This window comes from Frigidibacter oleivorans, assembly GCF_003993775.1.
GTDB classification, from domain to species: domain Bacteria; phylum Pseudomonadota; class Alphaproteobacteria; order Rhodobacterales; family Rhodobacteraceae; genus Frigidibacter; species Frigidibacter oleivorans.
This window is the reverse complement of record NZ_RJRZ01000012.1, coordinates 41,709-56,430: the sequence shown is the minus strand read 5'-3', so window position 1 is coordinate 56,430 and position 14,722 is coordinate 41,709. Positions and strand designations below refer to the sequence as shown.

General features: G+C 70.9%; 16 protein-coding genes, 2 tRNA genes and 1 other RNA gene. 7 read left to right on the top strand and 12 right to left on the bottom strand.

Annotated elements, in window-relative coordinates:
- Positions 1–2: 2 nt before the first annotated feature.
- Positions 3–360: a transfer-messenger RNA gene (gene ssrA / locus EEY80_RS14410) on the top strand.
- Positions 361–439: 79 nt separating this feature from the next.
- The gene (locus EEY80_RS14405) at positions 440–1,099 is read left to right on the top strand and encodes a DUF1194 domain-containing protein (protein ID WP_235829858.1); all 660 of its coding nucleotides are present in this window, start codon (positions 440–442) and stop codon (positions 1,097–1,099) included.
- A gap of 6 nt (positions 1,100–1,105) precedes the next feature.
- Here the strand turns inward: EEY80_RS14405 and EEY80_RS14400 are convergent, their stop codons facing one another.
- From EEY80_RS14400 to EEY80_RS14370, 7 genes are all read right to left on the bottom strand, one after another.
- Positions 1,106–1,318, bottom strand: coding sequence for a ribbon-helix-helix domain-containing protein (locus EEY80_RS14400; protein WP_126977537.1), 213 nt, complete (start codon positions 1,316–1,318; stop codon positions 1,106–1,108).
- Positions 1,315–1,512, bottom strand: coding sequence for a DUF4169 family protein (locus EEY80_RS14395; RefSeq protein WP_126977535.1), 198 nt, complete (start codon positions 1,510–1,512; stop codon positions 1,315–1,317). The genes EEY80_RS14400 and EEY80_RS14395 overlap by 4 nt, the downstream gene beginning before the upstream one ends.
- 253 nt (positions 1,513–1,765) lie before the next feature.
- Complete coding sequence (gene fumC, locus EEY80_RS14390; protein WP_126977533.1) at positions 1,766–3,160, bottom strand: class II fumarate hydratase; 1,395 nt, start codon at positions 3,158–3,160, stop codon at positions 1,766–1,768.
- 131 nt (positions 3,161–3,291) lie between these two features.
- A complete protein-coding gene (locus EEY80_RS14385; protein ID WP_126977531.1) occupies positions 3,292–3,753 on the bottom strand; it encodes an SspB family protein in 462 nt (153 codons plus the stop codon).
- Between the two features lie 75 nt (positions 3,754–3,828).
- A complete protein-coding gene (gene chrA, locus EEY80_RS14380) occupies positions 3,829–5,106 on the bottom strand; it encodes a chromate efflux transporter (protein WP_126977529.1) in 1,278 nt (425 codons plus the stop codon).
- 102 nt (positions 5,107–5,208) lie between these two features.
- Positions 5,209–6,582, bottom strand: a complete 1,374-nt coding sequence (locus EEY80_RS14375; protein ID WP_126977527.1) for a cytochrome P450 — start codon at positions 6,580–6,582, stop codon at positions 5,209–5,211.
- Positions 6,579–7,856: a hypothetical protein gene (locus tag EEY80_RS14370; RefSeq protein ID WP_235829857.1), complete on the bottom strand. Its 1,278-nt coding sequence runs from the start codon at positions 7,854–7,856 to the stop codon at positions 6,579–6,581. Before EEY80_RS14370 ends, EEY80_RS14375 begins: the two co-directional genes overlap by 4 nt.
- 190 nt (positions 7,857–8,046) lie before the next feature.
- Between EEY80_RS14370 and EEY80_RS14365 the strand changes: the two genes are divergently transcribed.
- Positions 8,047–9,087: a cytochrome-c peroxidase gene (locus EEY80_RS14365; RefSeq protein WP_126977631.1), complete on the top strand. Its 1,041-nt coding sequence runs from the start codon at positions 8,047–8,049 to the stop codon at positions 9,085–9,087.
- A 54-nt stretch (positions 9,088–9,141) separates the two neighbouring features.
- Here the strand turns inward: EEY80_RS14365 and EEY80_RS14360 are convergent, their stop codons facing one another.
- The 4 genes from EEY80_RS14360 to purM all read right to left on the bottom strand — a co-directional run bounded on the left by EEY80_RS14360 (position 9,142) and on the right by purM (position 11,597).
- A complete protein-coding gene (locus EEY80_RS14360; RefSeq protein WP_126977525.1) occupies positions 9,142–9,609 on the bottom strand; it encodes a PPC domain-containing DNA-binding protein in 468 nt (155 codons plus the stop codon).
- Positions 9,610–9,702: 93 nt separating this feature from the next.
- A tRNA-Val gene (locus EEY80_RS14355) sits at positions 9,703–9,778 on the bottom strand.
- 155 nt (positions 9,779–9,933) lie between these two features.
- Positions 9,934–10,539, bottom strand: coding sequence for a phosphoribosylglycinamide formyltransferase (gene purN / locus EEY80_RS14350; protein ID WP_126977523.1), 606 nt, complete (start codon positions 10,537–10,539; stop codon positions 9,934–9,936).
- Complete coding sequence (gene purM, locus EEY80_RS14345; protein WP_126977521.1) at positions 10,536–11,597, bottom strand: phosphoribosylformylglycinamidine cyclo-ligase; 1,062 nt, start codon at positions 11,595–11,597, stop codon at positions 10,536–10,538. Before purM ends, purN begins: the two co-directional genes overlap by 4 nt.
- 230 nt (positions 11,598–11,827) lie before the next feature.
- Here purM and EEY80_RS14340 point away from each other — a divergent pair, with 230 nt between their 5' ends.
- The 3 genes from EEY80_RS14340 to EEY80_RS14330 all read left to right on the top strand — a co-directional run bounded on the left by EEY80_RS14340 (position 11,828) and on the right by EEY80_RS14330 (position 13,160).
- Entirely contained in the window at positions 11,828–12,346 is a 519-nt protein-coding gene (locus EEY80_RS14340) for a hypothetical protein (RefSeq protein ID WP_126977519.1), read from the top strand.
- 191 nt (positions 12,347–12,537) lie between these two features.
- Positions 12,538–12,613, top strand: a tRNA-Ile gene (locus EEY80_RS14335).
- Between the two features lie 163 nt (positions 12,614–12,776).
- On the top strand, positions 12,777–13,160 hold the full coding sequence (locus tag EEY80_RS14330) for a DUF6283 family protein (RefSeq protein ID WP_126977517.1): 384 nt from the start codon (positions 12,777–12,779) through the stop codon (positions 13,158–13,160).
- On the opposite strand, the gene mnmH is transcribed toward EEY80_RS14330, so the two are convergent.
- Positions 13,139–14,281 (bottom strand): tRNA 2-selenouridine(34) synthase MnmH, encoded by a 1,143-nt coding sequence (mnmH, locus tag EEY80_RS14325; RefSeq protein ID WP_126977515.1) that lies wholly within the window; start codon positions 14,279–14,281, stop codon positions 13,139–13,141. The genes EEY80_RS14330 and mnmH overlap by 22 nt on opposite strands.
- Before the next feature lie 207 nt (positions 14,282–14,488).
- Here mnmH and EEY80_RS14320 point away from each other — a divergent pair, with 207 nt between their 5' ends.
- Positions 14,489–14,719: a hypothetical protein gene (locus EEY80_RS14320; protein WP_126977513.1), complete on the top strand. Its 231-nt coding sequence runs from the start codon at positions 14,489–14,491 to the stop codon at positions 14,717–14,719.
- Positions 14,720–14,722: the final 3 nt, after the last annotated feature.

Here is a 14,722-nt window from a genome sequence, read left to right as displayed (position 1 = left end):
AACCGCTTGCGGGCCGCGGCCCCGCGCCCTATATCGGACCTGTCCGGGGCAACCCGGACTATGGACATAAACGCGCTCGGAATAAGCGGATCGGACCCGGGGGCGGTACCCGGCGGCTCCACCAATACGACCCTCGTTGGGGGCGGAGGGGGCCGAAACAGGATCGACGAACGTCTAAAGGGGTTTGCTTTGTCCCGGTGAGGTACCACCGTTATCGGTCCGAAAAGTACAGTTGCCAACGACAACCGTGCTCCGGCAATGGCTCTGGCTGCGTAAGCAGTTCGGGTCGCCGAAACTAAGTCCTTGCGCTTAGCCGCGTAAGGCGGGGTTCGCAGGTACCTGGCAACAGAAACCTGCACTTTTTCCCGATACGCGCCCACTCCGTCAGCGCGCTTTGCCGCGCCGCCCCGCCATGTCACACTGGCGCATGGATGGCCGGTTGCGCCTGACTCTTACCCTGATCCTTGCCGCCGCGGGCCCGGCCCTGCCCGCGCGGGGCTGCGACATCGCGCTGATGCTGGCCATCGACGTGTCGGGCTCCATCGACCGGGGCGAATACCGGCTGCAGACCGAGGGGCTGGCGGCCGGGCTCGCCGATCCCGAGGTGGCGGCGGCGCTGGCGGCGGGCCGGGCGCTGGTGGCGGTGGTGCAATGGTCCTCGGTCGGGCAGCAGCGCATGGTCCTGCCCTGGACGCGGATCGCGGAACCCGCCGAGGCGGCGCGGATGGCGCAGGAGGCGGCCGGGCTGCCGCGCGCCTTTGCCTTCTCCGACACCGCGCCCGGCGATTTCGTCGCCTGGGCAATGCCGCAATTCGACGGGACCGGGGGCTGCCGGCGCCGGGTTATCGACATTTCCGGCGACGGCCCGATCAATGCCGGACGCCCCGTGACCTCGCAATCCATTGCCGCCCACCGGCAGGGAATCGAGATCAACGCCATCGCGATCGAGGAGCCGGGCGCGGGCATCCCGATCACCGAATTCTACCGCCGCTATGTCATCACCCCCGGCGGCTTCGTGGTGACGGCGCGGGGGCTGGCCGACTATGCGCCCACGCTGCGGATGAAGCTGTTGCGCGAGATCGTGGCCCCCACCGGCTGAGCCGCGTCAGCGGTCGCGGTAGTGCGCCAGCACCGCCAGCCGGATCGCGGTGGCGAGCCCCGTGTCGCCCCGGGCGTCGTCGATCCGTGCGGCGAGCGCGTTGATGCCAAGCCCCTCGGCCGCGGCGAGGTCGCGGAAGCCCTGCCAGAACTCGTCCTCCAGCGTGACGCTGGTCCGGTGGCCGTGCAGCGTCAGCGACCGCTTGGCGGGGCGGGTCATTCGGCGTCGGACCCGTCGCCGCCGTCGCGGCGATGCGCGTCGAGGTCGCGGCGGGCCTTGCCGGCCTCGGCCTCCTGCCGGGCCCGCTCGGCCTTGCTGCGCCCGAACTTGGCGGCATTGGCATCGGCCGTGGCCCGCGCCCCGGCCTTCGCCTTCTGCTTGCGGGCCTGCCGCAGGTTCACGATCTCGGCCATGGCACCCTCCGTCGCGGCGAGACTAGCATGGATGCGGGGAAAGGCGATGGGTGGGCCGCCGGCCAGCGGCCGACCGCGGGGGGCCGCTGCCGACGCCCGTGGTCGCCACTTGATGGCAAAGCCGCTTCCCCCGCAATCGTCGCGCCGACGGTGAGGAAGCGGCCGCCCGGGGGGCGGTCGGCCGCTGGCCGGCGGCGCGTGCCGCGCCGCGTTTCGGCCAGGCTCTCCGCTCCGCGCGCGCCCGCGCCCGTCCTCAGTCCTCCGGCCCCACCATCAGTTCCGGGCGCACCACGCGGTCGAAGGTTTCTTCATCGACGAAGCCGAGCGCGATGGCCTCTTCTTTCAGCGTGGTTCCGTTCTTGTGGGCGGTCTTCGCGACCTTGGTCGCGTTGTCATAGCCGATGGTCGGCGCCAGCGCCGTCACCAGCATCAGCGATTCCTTCATCAGCTTGTCGATCCGCGGCAGGTTCGCCTCGGTGCCCACCACCATGTTGTCGGTGAAGCTGCCCGCCGCGTCGCCCAACAGCTGCATGGATTGCAGCACGTTGTAGCTCATCATCGGGTTGTAGACGTTCAGTTCGAAATGCCCCTGCGACCCGGCGAAGCCCACGGCGGCGTCATTACCCATCACATGGGCGCAGACCATGGTCAGCGCCTCGGCCTGGGTCGGGTTGACCTTGCCCGGCATGATCGAGGATCCGGGCTCGTTTTCCGGCAGGATTAGCTCGCCCAGACCCGAGCGCGGGCCGGAACCGAGCAGCCGCATGTCATTGGCGATCTTGAACAGCGAGGCCGCCACCGTCTTCAGCGCGCCCGAGAACATGACCATCGCGTCATGGGCGGCCAGCGCCTCGAACTTGTTGGGCGCGGTGACGAAGGGCAGGCCGGTGATCTCGGCGATCTTGGCGGCGATGGCGCTGTCCCAGCCCTTCTTGGTGTTCAGACCGGTGCCGACGGCGGTGCCGCCTTGCGCCAGTTCGTAGATGGCGGGCAGGCACATCTCGACCCGCTTGATCCCCATGGCGACCTGATGCGCATAGCCGCCGAATTCCTGGCCCAGCGTCAGCGGCGTCGCGTCCTGGGTATGGGTGCGGCCGATCTTGATGATGTCCCTGAACTCGTCCGACTTCGCCGCCAGCGCCGAATGCAGCTTCCTCAGCCCCGGCAGCAGCACGTCGCGCGCCACCATGCCGATGGCCACATGCATGGCGGTCGGGAAGGTGTCGTTGGAGCTTTGCCCCATGTTCACATGGTCGTTCGGGTGGACGGGCTTCTTCGATCCCATCGTGCCGCCGAGGATCTCGATCGCGCGGTTCGAGATCACCTCGTTCGCGTTCATGTTCGACTGGGTGCCCGACCCCGTCTGCCAGACGACCAGCGGGAAGTTGTCGTCGAACTTGCCCGCCACCACTTCCGAGGCCGCCTGCACCATCGCCTGACCGATCGCGGGGTCCAGCTTGCCGGTGGCGATGTTGACCTCCGCCGCCGCCTGCTTGATGACGCCGAGCGCCCGGACGATGGCCACGGGCTGGCGTTCCCAGCCGATGGGGAAGTTCATGATCGACCGCTGGGTCTGCGCGCCCCAGTACTTGTCGGCAGGAACCTCGAGCGGGCCGAAGCTGTCGGTTTCGGTGCGGGTGGTGGTCATAGGCCAAGCCTCCGGATGCTGTCGCCCCGGGTGATAGGAAATGCGGGCAGGCTTTGCAATCGGCATGCCGTCGCATGCCGGGGCCGGACCGGCCCCGCGTCACGTCCGCCCCGTGTCACGTCAGCCAGGTGTCACTTCCGCCAGGTATCGAGCCGCACCACCTCGGCATCGCGGCGGGGGGCGTCCTGATCGTCCTCGTCCTCGTCGTCATCCTCCTCGTCGTCCTCGTCATCGTCCGATTCCTGCGTCTCGAAGCGCAGGCCGAATTCGACCGAGGGATCGACGAAGGTGCGGATGGCGTCGAAGGGGATGTAGAGCGGTTCGGGGCTTTCGCCGAAGTTGAGCGTCACGGCGAAGCCCTCGTCATCGACGCTCAGATCCTCGAACCAGTGCTGCATCACCACCGTCATCTCGTCCGGATAGCGGTCATGCAGCCAGCTGGCGATGCGCACCTGCGGATGGGTGGTGTCGAAGGTGATGAAGAAATGGTGGCCGCCCGGCAGTCCATGCGCCGCCACATCGGCCAGAACCTCCTGGATCAGCCCGCGCAGGGCACGATGCATCAGGTTGCCATAGTCGATCTGGCGGGCCATGCCGAACTCCTCAGCTCCGGGGGCGGGCTCGCGGCCAGCATAGAAGGTTTGCGGTCGAAGGAAAGGGGGCGGCGACTACAGCGCCGCCGCCATCGCCGCCCCGATGCCCTGCGCCGCCAGCCCCGCCCCGGCCGCCACCGCCAGCACCTGCAGCACCGGCCAGTGGCGCAGCAGCAGCAGCCAGCCGGCCAGCAGCGCGATCGCCAGCGCCCCGAGGTTCAGCGCGCCCCAGTCCGGCGCGGGCAGGGCCAGCGGGCCGTCCCCCGCCGGGCCGAACAGCAGGTGCAGCACGAAGACCGCCGCCAGATGCGCGATCACCCCCACCACCGCCGCCGTCACCCCCTTCAGCGCCCCGGCCAGCCGCGGCATCGCCACCAGCCGGCCCACCTGCGGCGCGAAGGCGAAGATGAAGGCGAAGGAGGGCAGGAAGGTCATCCACAGCGTCAGCAGCGCCGCCGCCAGCGCCAGCGCCGCCCCGCCCTGCGCCTGACCGGCGAGGAAGGCCGCAAAGGCGGTGACCAGGATCAGCGGCCCCGGCGTGGTTTCGGCCAGGCCGAGCGCGTCCATCATTCCCGCCGTCGTGACCCAGCCCCGGCCCGCCGCCATTTCCTCGACCATCCAGGCCAGCACCGCATAGGCCCCGCCGAAGGTCAGCAGCGCGAGCTTGGCGAAGAACAGCCCGAGCGCCAGCAGGAAGTCCGCCCCCGCCAGCGCCAGCACCGCCAGCGGCGCGAGCCACAGCAGCGTCAGCCCCCCCGCCGCCCGCAGCCCCTGCGCCACCGCGCCGGGCTGCACCGGTTCGGGCGCGGTGGCGGTGCCGCCGCGGGCGGCCAGCGCCCCCCAGATCGCCGCGGCGATCAGGATCGCCGGGAAGGGCAGGCCCAGCACGAAGAGCCCCGCGAAGGCCAGCGCCGCCACGATCCGCGGCGCGGGGCCGGTCAGGCTGCGCCGGGCGACGCGGATCAGCGCCTCGATCACGATGGCGGCGACGGCAGCCTTGATGCCCAGGAAGGCGGCCGCGACCAGCGGCACCTGCCCCCAGGCGACATAGGCCGCCGCCAGCGCGAGGATGATCAGCGCCCCCGGCCCCACGAACAGCCCGCCCGCGATCAGCCCGCCCGCGATGCCGCCGCGCCGCCAGCCGGCATAGGTGGCCAGCTGCATCGCCTCGGGCCCCGGCAGCAGCATGCACAGCGACAGGGCGCGCAGATATTCCGCCTCGGTCAGCCAGCGTTCCTCGTCCACCAGGACCCGGTGCATCAGCGCGATCTGCGCCGCCGGCCCGCCGAAGGACAGCAGGCCGATGCGCAGAAAGGTGCGGGCGATCCCGCCGAGAACGGTCCGGTCGGTCATCATGGCCCCGCGAATATTCCGCGACCTTCTGCCACGGGCGGGACGGTCCGGGCAATCCGCCGGACGCGCCGTCAGGAAAGGTTCACAAACGGCTGCGCGGGATCAGGGCGCGCGCGGGACGATCCGCAGCCAGATGCCGTCCTTCGCGCGCACGGTCAGATGCGCCACCGGCACCGGCACCCGGGCCGGATCGGGATCGAAGCGGAAGGCGCGCAGCAGCACCGCCAGCATCAGCACCCCTTCCAGCATCGCGAAACCGGCGCCGGTGCAGACCCGCGGCCCGGCGGAAAACGGCAGGAAGCCGTCGCGCGCCGCCTGCCGCCCGGCCCCGGTCTGCCAGCGGTCGGGGTCGAACGCGTCGGGATCCGCCCAGATCCGGTCATGCCGGTGCAGATGCCAGGGCGACAGCACCACCTGCGCCCCGGGCGCAACGGGCCGGCCGCGGAAGGTCTCGGCCTGCACCGTCTCGCGCACCATCATCGGCACCGGCGGATACAGGCGCAACGCCTCGCGGAACACGTCGCGGGTAAAGCGCAGGCGCGACATGTCGGCCATCTGCGGGCGATCCGGCAGGGCGGCGGCCTCGGCGGCGGCGCGGTCCTGCGCCCCGGGATGGGTGGCCAGCAGATAGAGCGTCCAGGCCAGCGCCGAGGCCGAGGTCTCGTGTCCCGCCAGAAAGAAGATCGCCACCTGATCGACCATCTCGGCGGTGTCGAAGCGTTCGCCGGTCAGCGGATCGGCGGTGGTCATGATCTTCGTCGCCAGATCGTCAGGGGCGGTGCCTGCCGCGATCTCGGCCTGCCGGGCGGCGGTCAGCCGCTCGATCAGCGCACGGATCGACCGGGCGGTGGCACGGGTGCCGCGCGGATAGGCGCGCGGCAGCCAGCCGGGCAGCCATCGGGGCAGCGGCAGGAAGGCCGCGAGGTTCAGCAGCGGCTGGTTGCGCTGATAGCGGCGGAACTGCGCGAAGACCTCGGCCGCGATCTCGTGCTCGATCGGGATGGAAAACAGGGTGCGGAAGATCGCGTCGGCGGCGGCGTGGCTGGTTTCCTGTTCGATCTCGATGGTTTGCCCAGCGTTCTTCGCCAATCGCATACGGGCCGCCTCGGCCGCGGCCAGCATCGCCGGGAAGGTGTCGCGCAGCCGCCCGCCCTCGAAGGCGGGATCGATGATCCGGCGCTGGCGCTTCCACACCTCGCCATTGGTCACGAAGACGGAATTGCCGAGCAGCGGCACCAGACCCTCGCGCACCCGGCCGGATTTCGGAAAGTCGTTCGGCCTGTCTTTCAGCACCGTATCAACAAGTTGCGGATCGTTGCACATGTAGCTGGTGAAGAAAGGCGTGCGAAACTCCGCCATCCAGGCGTGATACAGCTTCGCCGGCTGCGCCGACAGGATATCGGCCCGGAACAGCCGCAGATAGCGCCAGAGCGAGACCTTGTCCGGCCGGGCGGGCGGTTTGGGCGGCAGGGTCATGCGCAATCCGTGAAGCGGTTGACCGGCCGGGCGATGCGGCCCTTCGCAGGGCTGCGGCCCCCCAGCCGGTCGGCCAGCGTCAGCGGGCCGGCGGTGATGCGGAAATAGTCATAGTCGTCCGTCCGGCCCGGCAGGGCGTCGAAGGCGCAGAGATACTGGAAATGCAGCCGGAAGAACCGCCAGCGCAAGTCCCGCCAGCGCGCGGGCGACAGCGTGCGGGTGAAGGCGGCAGTCAGGACCAGCGGCCATTTCTGCCCCTCGGGCGCCACCCCCGACACCGCCACCGGATCGCACAGCGCGAAGGCGCAGCCATCCCCCGGTGCGGTCACGTCCACCCAGGTCAGTTCGTCCCGCGCCGACAGGAAGCGCAGGTCGCCCCGCAGCCGCCGCGCGCCGGGCAGGAAGCTCATCATCGGCACCACCTGCCCCAGCGACAGCAGCGACAGCGCCGCGCCGCCGGGCACCCGCCCCGCGCGGATCAGGTCGGCCAGCACCGACACAGCCAGATGCGCGCCCGAGGAATGGCCCACCACCAGCACCTCGTCCCAGTCTTCCGACAGCGCCGCCGCGATCCGGTCGCCGAAGGCCTCCATGCGCGCCTCCAGCTCCGGCGGGTTGGCGCCCTGCCAGCGGGCCGAGAAGGCATAGTCATGCATCAGGTAATAGGCGTAGAAGCGGCCATCGGCGCGGCGGAACCGGTCCAGCACCAGCGCCGCGACCGCGAGCCCCGCCGCGATTCCCGGCAGCGCCGTCCAGTCTGCCGGCAGCGCCCCGGTCAGCAGCCGCCCCGCCAGCCACCCGGCCAGCGCCGCCAGCGCCGCCTGAACCAGCAGCATGACCACGGGGTAAAGCGCGGCGATGGTCGGCCCCTTGCGCAACCGCATCAGCCGGAACAGCGCGCCCGAGCCGATATAGGCCCAGGCCGTCGCCGCCATCTGTGCATAGGTGGCGGGAATCGAGCGGCCCATCGAGCCCTTCACGATATCGGACCAGACCAGCACATCCATCACCGTGCGGACCCGCGCGCCCTCGACCTCGCCCTCGATGGTCCAGCCGAAGGGGTTGCGGGGCTGGCGGCTGAGCGACAGGTCATAGCCGCCGAGCCGCGCCTGTTCGGCGCCCTCGCGGCGATACAGTTCGCGATAGCGGCGCGGATGGAAGGGATCGTAGCCGGGGATGTAGAACACCCGGCGCCGCCGGACCGTGCCCACGCGCCTGTCCCGGGCCTCGCCGACCCCGTCCTCCCTGTCCGGCCCCTGCCCGTCCGCGATCATCCCGCCCCCTGTCTGTGCGCAGGCTAGCCGGAAATCCGGGCGGGAATAAGGGGATGGAATGGCACGGGCGTTCCCCGGCTGCGTCACCCTGTCTCGCCAGTTTAGAATTGATCCAAATCAAGGCTCCGCTCGCGGCGCCGTGATCGAAGAAGATGCGCGGACGAGCCAGAAGGAGCCAGAGATGCCCCGCATGCTTCCCCTGTTGATGATCACGGCCGCTGCCGCCGCGGTGGCGGCTCCGCTGCGGGCCGACCCGCTGCGCGAGGCGGCGGCGGAAATCTTCCACCCGCTGCCCTCGACCACGCCGGCCATCGCCGACAACCCCTCCACCCCCGCCAAGATCGAACTGGGCAAGGCGCTGTTCTTCGATCCGCGGATCTCGGCCTCGGGGGTGTTTTCCTGCTATTCCTGCCACAACCTGACCACCGGCGGCGACGACAACATGGAAACCTCGGTCGGCCATGGCTGGCAGAAGGGTCCGCGCAACGCCCCCACCGCGCTGAACGCGGTGCTGAACGAGGCGCAGTTCTGGGACGGCCGGGCCGAGGATCTGAAGGCGCAGGCCAAGGGCCCGGTGCAGGCCGGGGTCGAGATGGCCAACACGCCCCCCAATGTCGAGGCGATGCTGAACTCGATGCCGCAATATGGCGAATGGTTCGCCGCCGCCTTCCCGGGCGAGGCGAACCCGACCAGCTTCGACAACATGGCCAAGGCGATCGAGGCCTTCGAGGCGACGCTGATCACCCCCGCCCCCTTCGATGCCTGGCTGAACGGCGATGACGCGGCGCTGAGCGCCGAGGCGAAGGCCGGGCTGCAGCTGTTCATGGACAAGGGCTGTTCCGCCTGCCATTCCGGCGTGAACGTCGGTGGCCACGGCTATTATCCCTTCGGCCTGATCGAACGCCCCGGCGCGGATATCCTGCCCGAAGGCGACAAGGGCCGCTTCGCGGTGACGGAGACGGCAGATGACGAATATGTCTTCCGCGCCGCGCCGCTGCGCAATGTCGGCGTGACCGCGCCCTATTTCCATTCGGGCAAGGTCTGGGATCTGGCCGTCGCGGTCGAGATCATGGCGGAAAGCCAGCTGGGCGAGGCGCTGGCCCCCGAAGAGACCACGCAGATCGTGGCCTTCCTCGACAGCCTGACGGGCCGGATGCCGGAGATCGTGCTGCCGGTGCTGCCGGCCGAGACCGGGGCCACCCCGCGCCCGAGCGCGATGATCGTCCAGTAGACCCACATCCTGCCGCGCGGGGGGGACGAGGGGCGGCGGCCGCCGCCCCCGTCGTCATGATCCGGGCGGGGTCTGCCGCGCCGCCACCACCAGCTCGTCATAGCCGGACAGCGGACAGGGCGCGCGCCGGAAGGACAGGCCCGGCAGCGCGACCACCACCAGTTCCGCCGTGGTATAGACCGCCGATCCCGGCATCAGATGCCCGCCGAAGGCCCGCCCCTCGCCGTCGGCCAGCGCGATATGCAGGTGCATGTGTTCCGGATCGACGGTGCCGGTCAGCGAGGTGATCTCGAAACGCCCCTCATGGACGGTCGCCGCATCGCGGTCGGCATGGCGGATCGCGGCGCGGGTCAGGCTGCCCACACAGGTGACCACCGCCATCGCCTGCAGCCCGTCCTGCTGCTGCGCGATGCGCCGGAACAGGTCGCGCAACGCCTGCCGCGGATCGGCGCCCGGAATCAGCCGGACCGCGTGGAAGATGCCGGGCGAGGCGGGAAGCGGATCGTCGGTCGATGGGGTCATGCCGCGTCTCCCTCGGGGTTGCGCGCAACCACGCCGCATTGCCGGCACCCGCCTCCGGCGGCAGCCCGTCGGAACGGCCGGCGCCTGCGGGCGTGGTGGGTGATGAGAGGCTCGAACTCCCGACATCCTCGGTGTAAGCGAGGCGCTCTACCAACTGAGCTAATCACCCTGCGGGCGGGGGTTTAGCCCGAGGGGCGGGCCGACGGCAAGCGGGGATTGTCGCGGGCCGGCGGGACCGGCGCTGCCGGCCGCCCCCTGCAGCTGACGAAAATATCCCGGGGTGAATTGGCCGGCACGGCCAAGAGGGGCAGCGCCCCTTCCCCTTCAGGACAGCAGCACCGGCCGCCGGTCGCCCGCCGCATAGCGGCGCAGCACCGCCGGATACAGCCGGTGTTCCATCGCCAGTACCCGCGCCGCCAGCGTCGCGGCCGTATCGCCCGGTTCCACCGGCACCCGCGCCTGGCCGAGCAGCGGCCCGTCATCCAGCGCCGCCGTCACCTCATGCACCGTGCAGCCGGCTTCGGCATCGCCCGCCTCCAGCGCGCGGGCATGGGTGTGAAGCCCGGGATATTTCGGCAGCAGCGAGGGATGGATGTTCAGCATCCGCCCCTCGAACCGCTGCACGAAGCCCGGGGTCAGCACCCGCATGAACCCGGCGAGGCACAGGATGTCGGGCCGGGCGGCGAGGATCGGCTTCAGCAATTCCGCCTCGAACGCCGCGCGGTCGCGGCCGAAGGGCCGGTGATCCACCGCTGCCACCGGCACACCCATCGCCGCCGCCCGGGCCAGCCCCGGCGCCGCGGGATCGTTCGAGGCCACCAGCACCGGCCCCGCCGGATGGCCTTCCGCCTCGGGACCTTGGGTCATGCTCTCGACCAGACGGATCATGTTCGACCCGCCGCCCGAGATCAGGATGGCGACGCGTTTCACAGAAGCGCGTTCCGGTAGCTGACCCCCTGCCCCGCCCGCACATGGCCAAGCCGCGTCACCGTCTCGCCCGCCTCTTCCAGCAGCGCCGTCAGCGCCCCGGCGCGGTCGGGCGCGACGACAAGGATCATGCCGATGCCGCAGTTGAAGGTCTTCAGCAGTTCCGGCTGATCCATGCCGGCGGTGGTGGCGAGCCAGCGGAAGACCGGCGGCAGCTGCCAGGCGGCAAGGTCGATCTCGGCCCCCAGACCCTCGGGCAGGACGCGGGGCAGGTTTTCCGTCAGACCGCCGCCGGTGATATGGGCCAGCGCATGCACGCCCCCCGCCCGGATCGCCGCCAGCGCCTGGCGGACATACAGCCGGGTGGGCGCCAGCAGCGCCTCGCCCAAGGGCGCATCGGCGAAGGGCGCGGGCGAGGCCCAGCCGAGGCCCGCCACATCCACCACCTTGCGCACCAGCGAATAGCCGTTGGAATGCACCCCGTCCGAGGCCAGCCCTAGGAGCAGGTCGCCCTCGGCCACGCCGGCGGGCAGCGCGGTGCCCCGTTCCATCGCGCCCACGGCAAACCCCGCGAGGTCGAAATCGCCGCCGTGATACATGCCGGGCATTTCCGCCGTCTCGCCGCCCACCAGCGCGCAGCCCGACCGGGCGCAGCCCTCGGCGATGCCCTCGATGATCCGCGCCGCCTGATCGACATCGAGCTTGCCGGTCGCGAAATAGTCGAGGAACAGCAGCGGCTCCGCCCCCTGGCAGACGAGGTCGTTGACGCACATGGCGACAAGGTCGATGCCGATCGTGTCGACATGGCCGGTGTCGATGGCGATGCGCAGCTTGGTGCCCACCCCGTCGGTCGCGGCGACGAGGATCGGGTCCGCATAGCCCGCCGCCTTCAGGTCGAAGAGCGCGCCGAAGCCGCCGAGCCCGCCCGCCGTGCCGGGCCGGTCCGTCCGCTTCGCCGCCGGCTTGATCCGCTCGACCAACGCGTTGCCCGCGTCGATGTCCACGCCGGCCGCCGCATAGGTCAGCCCGTTCTTGCCCGCACCCGTCGCGCCCTCGGTCATCCGTGCCCATCCTCTCGCTGTCTGCCGCCCGATAGCGCAACGCGGCCGCGCGGGCAACGCGGGCAGGGTCTCGCGGGCGCTTTTTTCGCGGGCCGGGTTTCGCCGCCGCGCCGGGGCTGCATCGTGCACGATCCGGTCGTGCGCGAATCCGGCCGCGACTTTGCGGAACCAAGGCTTCAGACCTGCGTTGTCTGCCCATCTGAGACACATGATCCGAAAGGACGATGCACATGAAACGCTTCGACAAAACCGCTCTCTTCGCTTCGGTCCTGGCCCTCGGTCTGGGTGGCGCTGCCATCGCGCAGGAAGCCACCGGCGGCGGCGAACTGACGAAGAACGAACTGCCGGTGACCATCACCACGATCAGCGGCGAAACCCACGAGATCGTCACCCCCTCGACCGGTGGCGCCGGCCCGCTGGCCGGCTGGGAAGTCTATTCCTCGGACGGCGCGGTCGTCGGGTCGGTCGTGACCGCCGCCTTCAACGCCGAGCGCGGGCTCGACTACATCATCTTCGCGATGGACAACGGCAACCAGGTGCAGGTCGATGCGACCGGCGTGGCCCAGGTCGGCGAGAACAACCTCGTGATCGCCGTGGACCAGCCCGAGCTGATGGCCAAGGCCACCGCGCCGGTGACCGCGCTGGAATTCAGCGACGCGACCAAACGCTTCGAGGATTCGGCGGAAGCCAAGGGCGAAGCCGTGGCCACCGAACTGCAGATGGACGACACCGACGACGTGCAGCAGTAATCCAGCCGGCGGGGCGCTTCGCCCCGCTGCACCGGCTGACCGGGCCCGCGCTTCGGCGCGGGCCTTCGTCGTCCGGGCCCACACCGCGCCCCTCGCCAAGCGGCGAAACGTGCCCCGGACGCATCGCCGCGCCGCGGCCCCCCCCGCTTCCTGTTGACCGCCCCGCCCCGTCGGCTATGGATAGGGCCGCCGGGCCTGTAGCTCAATGGTCAGAGCAGGGCGCTCATAACGCCTTGGTTGGGGGTTCGAGTCCCTCCGGGCCTACCAGGCCTCCTTCTTCCCGGTGCTGCGCCGCCCGACCTGCCGGGACCCGGTCTGCGCTCTTCGACGCCCGATCGCCATTTCATCGCCCTAGAAAGGTCCAAGACAGGCGCGATAGGACTGTCGACACCCGTGTCACCGAGATGTCGCAGTTCAGGGATGACGAAAAATGCTGAAGCCGCCTCCGGCGCCCTGCCGCGCCTGCCCCTACCGGACCGATGCGCCTGCGGGGGCGAAGGCCGAGGACCGCTATGAAACCCTCGCGGCCTATGACCTGCCGACGCCGTTCCAGCCGGAAGAGGTGCTGATGTGCGACGAACGCAAGGGCTGCCTCTGCGGCGGCTGGCTGATGAGCCATGACCGGCGGCAGCTGCTGGCGCTGCAACTGCATGCCGACCGGGTCGACCCCTCCGTCTGGGACTATGCGCCCGATGTCGAGGTCTTCGCCTCGGGCCACGATGCCGCGGATCACGGCCTGTCGGGCCTCGATGCCGAGGACAAGCAGGCCCCCCGCCGGATGGCCGGCACGCTCTACCCCAGCCGGCTGTCCTGACGGCCCCCGGACGCGCCTGCGGATAATGCCGCGGCGGCACGGGCCTGTCCGGCCGCCGGTCCGACCAGCGCCGCGACCCGGTCCGCCAGATCGGGCAGCGCCGCTTCGGCAAGGCTGGGCGCCGGACAGTCCAGCACCGGCACCGCCAGCCGTCCGCGATGCCGGGCATAGCGCGGGTCGTAGTGCCGCTCCATCAGCGCCTGCGCCAGCGCGGTGAACTGCCCCGCCGCCGCCATCGCCTGCCAGGCGCGGATCAGGTCCGCCGCGTGATAGGGGCGCAACCGGTCGAGCGTCGCGGCAAGCCGCCCGCCCCCCGGGGCCGCGTCCCCCTGGCCACCCTCGCACAGGTCGGCATAGGCGCGGGTGAGGTAGCGCGCGCGTTCCGCGGCGGGCGCCGCCAGCGCGATCCGGGGCGCCGCACACATCGCCTTCCACAGCGGCGGCGGCAGGCGGCAACTGCCGATGGTGGAGCTTTCCGCCTCGATCACCACCGGCCGCGCCGGGTCGAGCCGCGCCAGCGCCAGCGCCAGCTGCCCCTCGAACGCGCGTTGGCCCGGCTGCGGCCCGGTCGCCCCGAACAGCGAGCCGCGATGCCGCGCCATCCCCTCGAGGTCGATCACCTGCACCCCGCGCGCCGCCAAGAGCGCCAGGAGTTCGGTCTTGGCCGAACCGGTATTGCCGTCCAGCAGCACCACCGGCGCGGGCACCGGCCGCTGGTGCACCGCCTCGACCACCAGGCCGCGCCAGCTTTTATAGCCGCCCTGCAGGGTTTCGACCCGCCAGCCGATCTGCGCGAGGATCGTCGCAAAGGACCCGGACCGCTGCCCGCCGCGCCAGCAATAGACCAGCGGTCGCCAGCCGCCGGGCCGGTCGGCCAGCGGGCCTTCCAGATGCGCTGCCGCATTGCGCGCCACCAGCGCCGCGCCCAGCTTGCGCGCGGTGAAGGGCGAGACCTGCTTGTAGATCGTGCCGACGCGCGCCCGTTCGGCATCGTCCAGCACCGGCAGGCTGATCGCCCCCGGCACATGGTCGTCGGCATATTCCGAGGGCGAGCGCACGTCGATGATCTCGTCGACATCGAGCCGCGCCAGATCGGCGATGGAGGAGAGCGTCAGGGCCATGCCCCCGCTTAGAGCAAAGCGCCGGATCGGGAAAGCGGGACGGCCCCGGTCCGGGCACGGCGGTCGCGAGAATACCCGGCGAATGCCACCGCTTCGGCCCGATCGCGCCATGCCCGCACCGCGGGCGCGGGGAAAACTGGCGGCAGAAAGGCGGCCGGAGCGGAACCGGCGCCGCTGACGAACGTTCAGCACGAGGGAGGAACTGCAATGATTTCAAGAGCCAAGACTCCGGTCGCACGGGCCATGGACCGGCCGCTGACCCAAGGCGCCTCCCGCGTCTCGTTCGGCCCGGCCCGGCGGCCGCAGGCCTTCGACCGGCGGGACGCGGGCTCGCGCGGCCCGGCGCCGATGCAGCCGCTGCCGGCGGGGTCGTGGCTGGTGATCATGGCGCTGCCCGCGCTGCTGGTCTGGACCGCGCTGCTGTCCCTCGCCATCTGACCC

Coding starts and splice junctions, on each gene's coding strand:
- EEY80_RS14330 (WP_126977517.1), top strand. CDS start 12,777: ATGCTGAAGCCGCCTCCGGCGCCCTGCCGCGCCTGCCCCTACCGGACC.
- chrA (WP_126977529.1), bottom strand. CDS start 5,106: ATGACCGACCGGACCGTTCTCGGCGGGATCGCCCGCACCTTTCTGCGC.
- mnmH (WP_126977515.1), bottom strand. CDS start 14,281: ATGGCCCTGACGCTCTCCTCCATCGCCGATCTGGCGCGGCTCGATGTC.
- EEY80_RS14395 (WP_126977535.1), bottom strand. CDS start 1,512: ATGGCCGAGATCGTGAACCTGCGGCAGGCCCGCAAGCAGAAGGCGAAG.
- EEY80_RS14365 (WP_126977631.1), top strand. CDS start 8,047: ATGCTTCCCCTGTTGATGATCACGGCCGCTGCCGCCGCGGTGGCGGCT.
- EEY80_RS14400 (WP_126977537.1), bottom strand. CDS start 1,318: ATGACCCGCCCCGCCAAGCGGTCGCTGACGCTGCACGGCCACCGGACC.
- fumC (WP_126977533.1), bottom strand. CDS start 3,160: ATGACCACCACCCGCACCGAAACCGACAGCTTCGGCCCGCTCGAGGTT.
- EEY80_RS14320 (WP_126977513.1), top strand. CDS start 14,489: ATGATTTCAAGAGCCAAGACTCCGGTCGCACGGGCCATGGACCGGCCG.
- EEY80_RS14360 (WP_126977525.1), bottom strand. CDS start 9,609: ATGACCCCATCGACCGACGATCCGCTTCCCGCCTCGCCCGGCATCTTC.
- EEY80_RS14340 (WP_126977519.1), top strand. CDS start 11,828: ATGAAACGCTTCGACAAAACCGCTCTCTTCGCTTCGGTCCTGGCCCTC.
- EEY80_RS14370 (WP_235829857.1), bottom strand. CDS start 7,856: ATGATCGCGGACGGGCAGGGGCCGGACAGGGAGGACGGGGTCGGCGAG.
- purM (WP_126977521.1), bottom strand. CDS start 11,597: ATGACCGAGGGCGCGACGGGTGCGGGCAAGAACGGGCTGACCTATGCG.
- EEY80_RS14385 (WP_126977531.1), bottom strand. CDS start 3,753: ATGGCCCGCCAGATCGACTATGGCAACCTGATGCATCGTGCCCTGCGC.
- EEY80_RS14375 (WP_126977527.1), bottom strand. CDS start 6,582: ATGACCCTGCCGCCCAAACCGCCCGCCCGGCCGGACAAGGTCTCGCTC.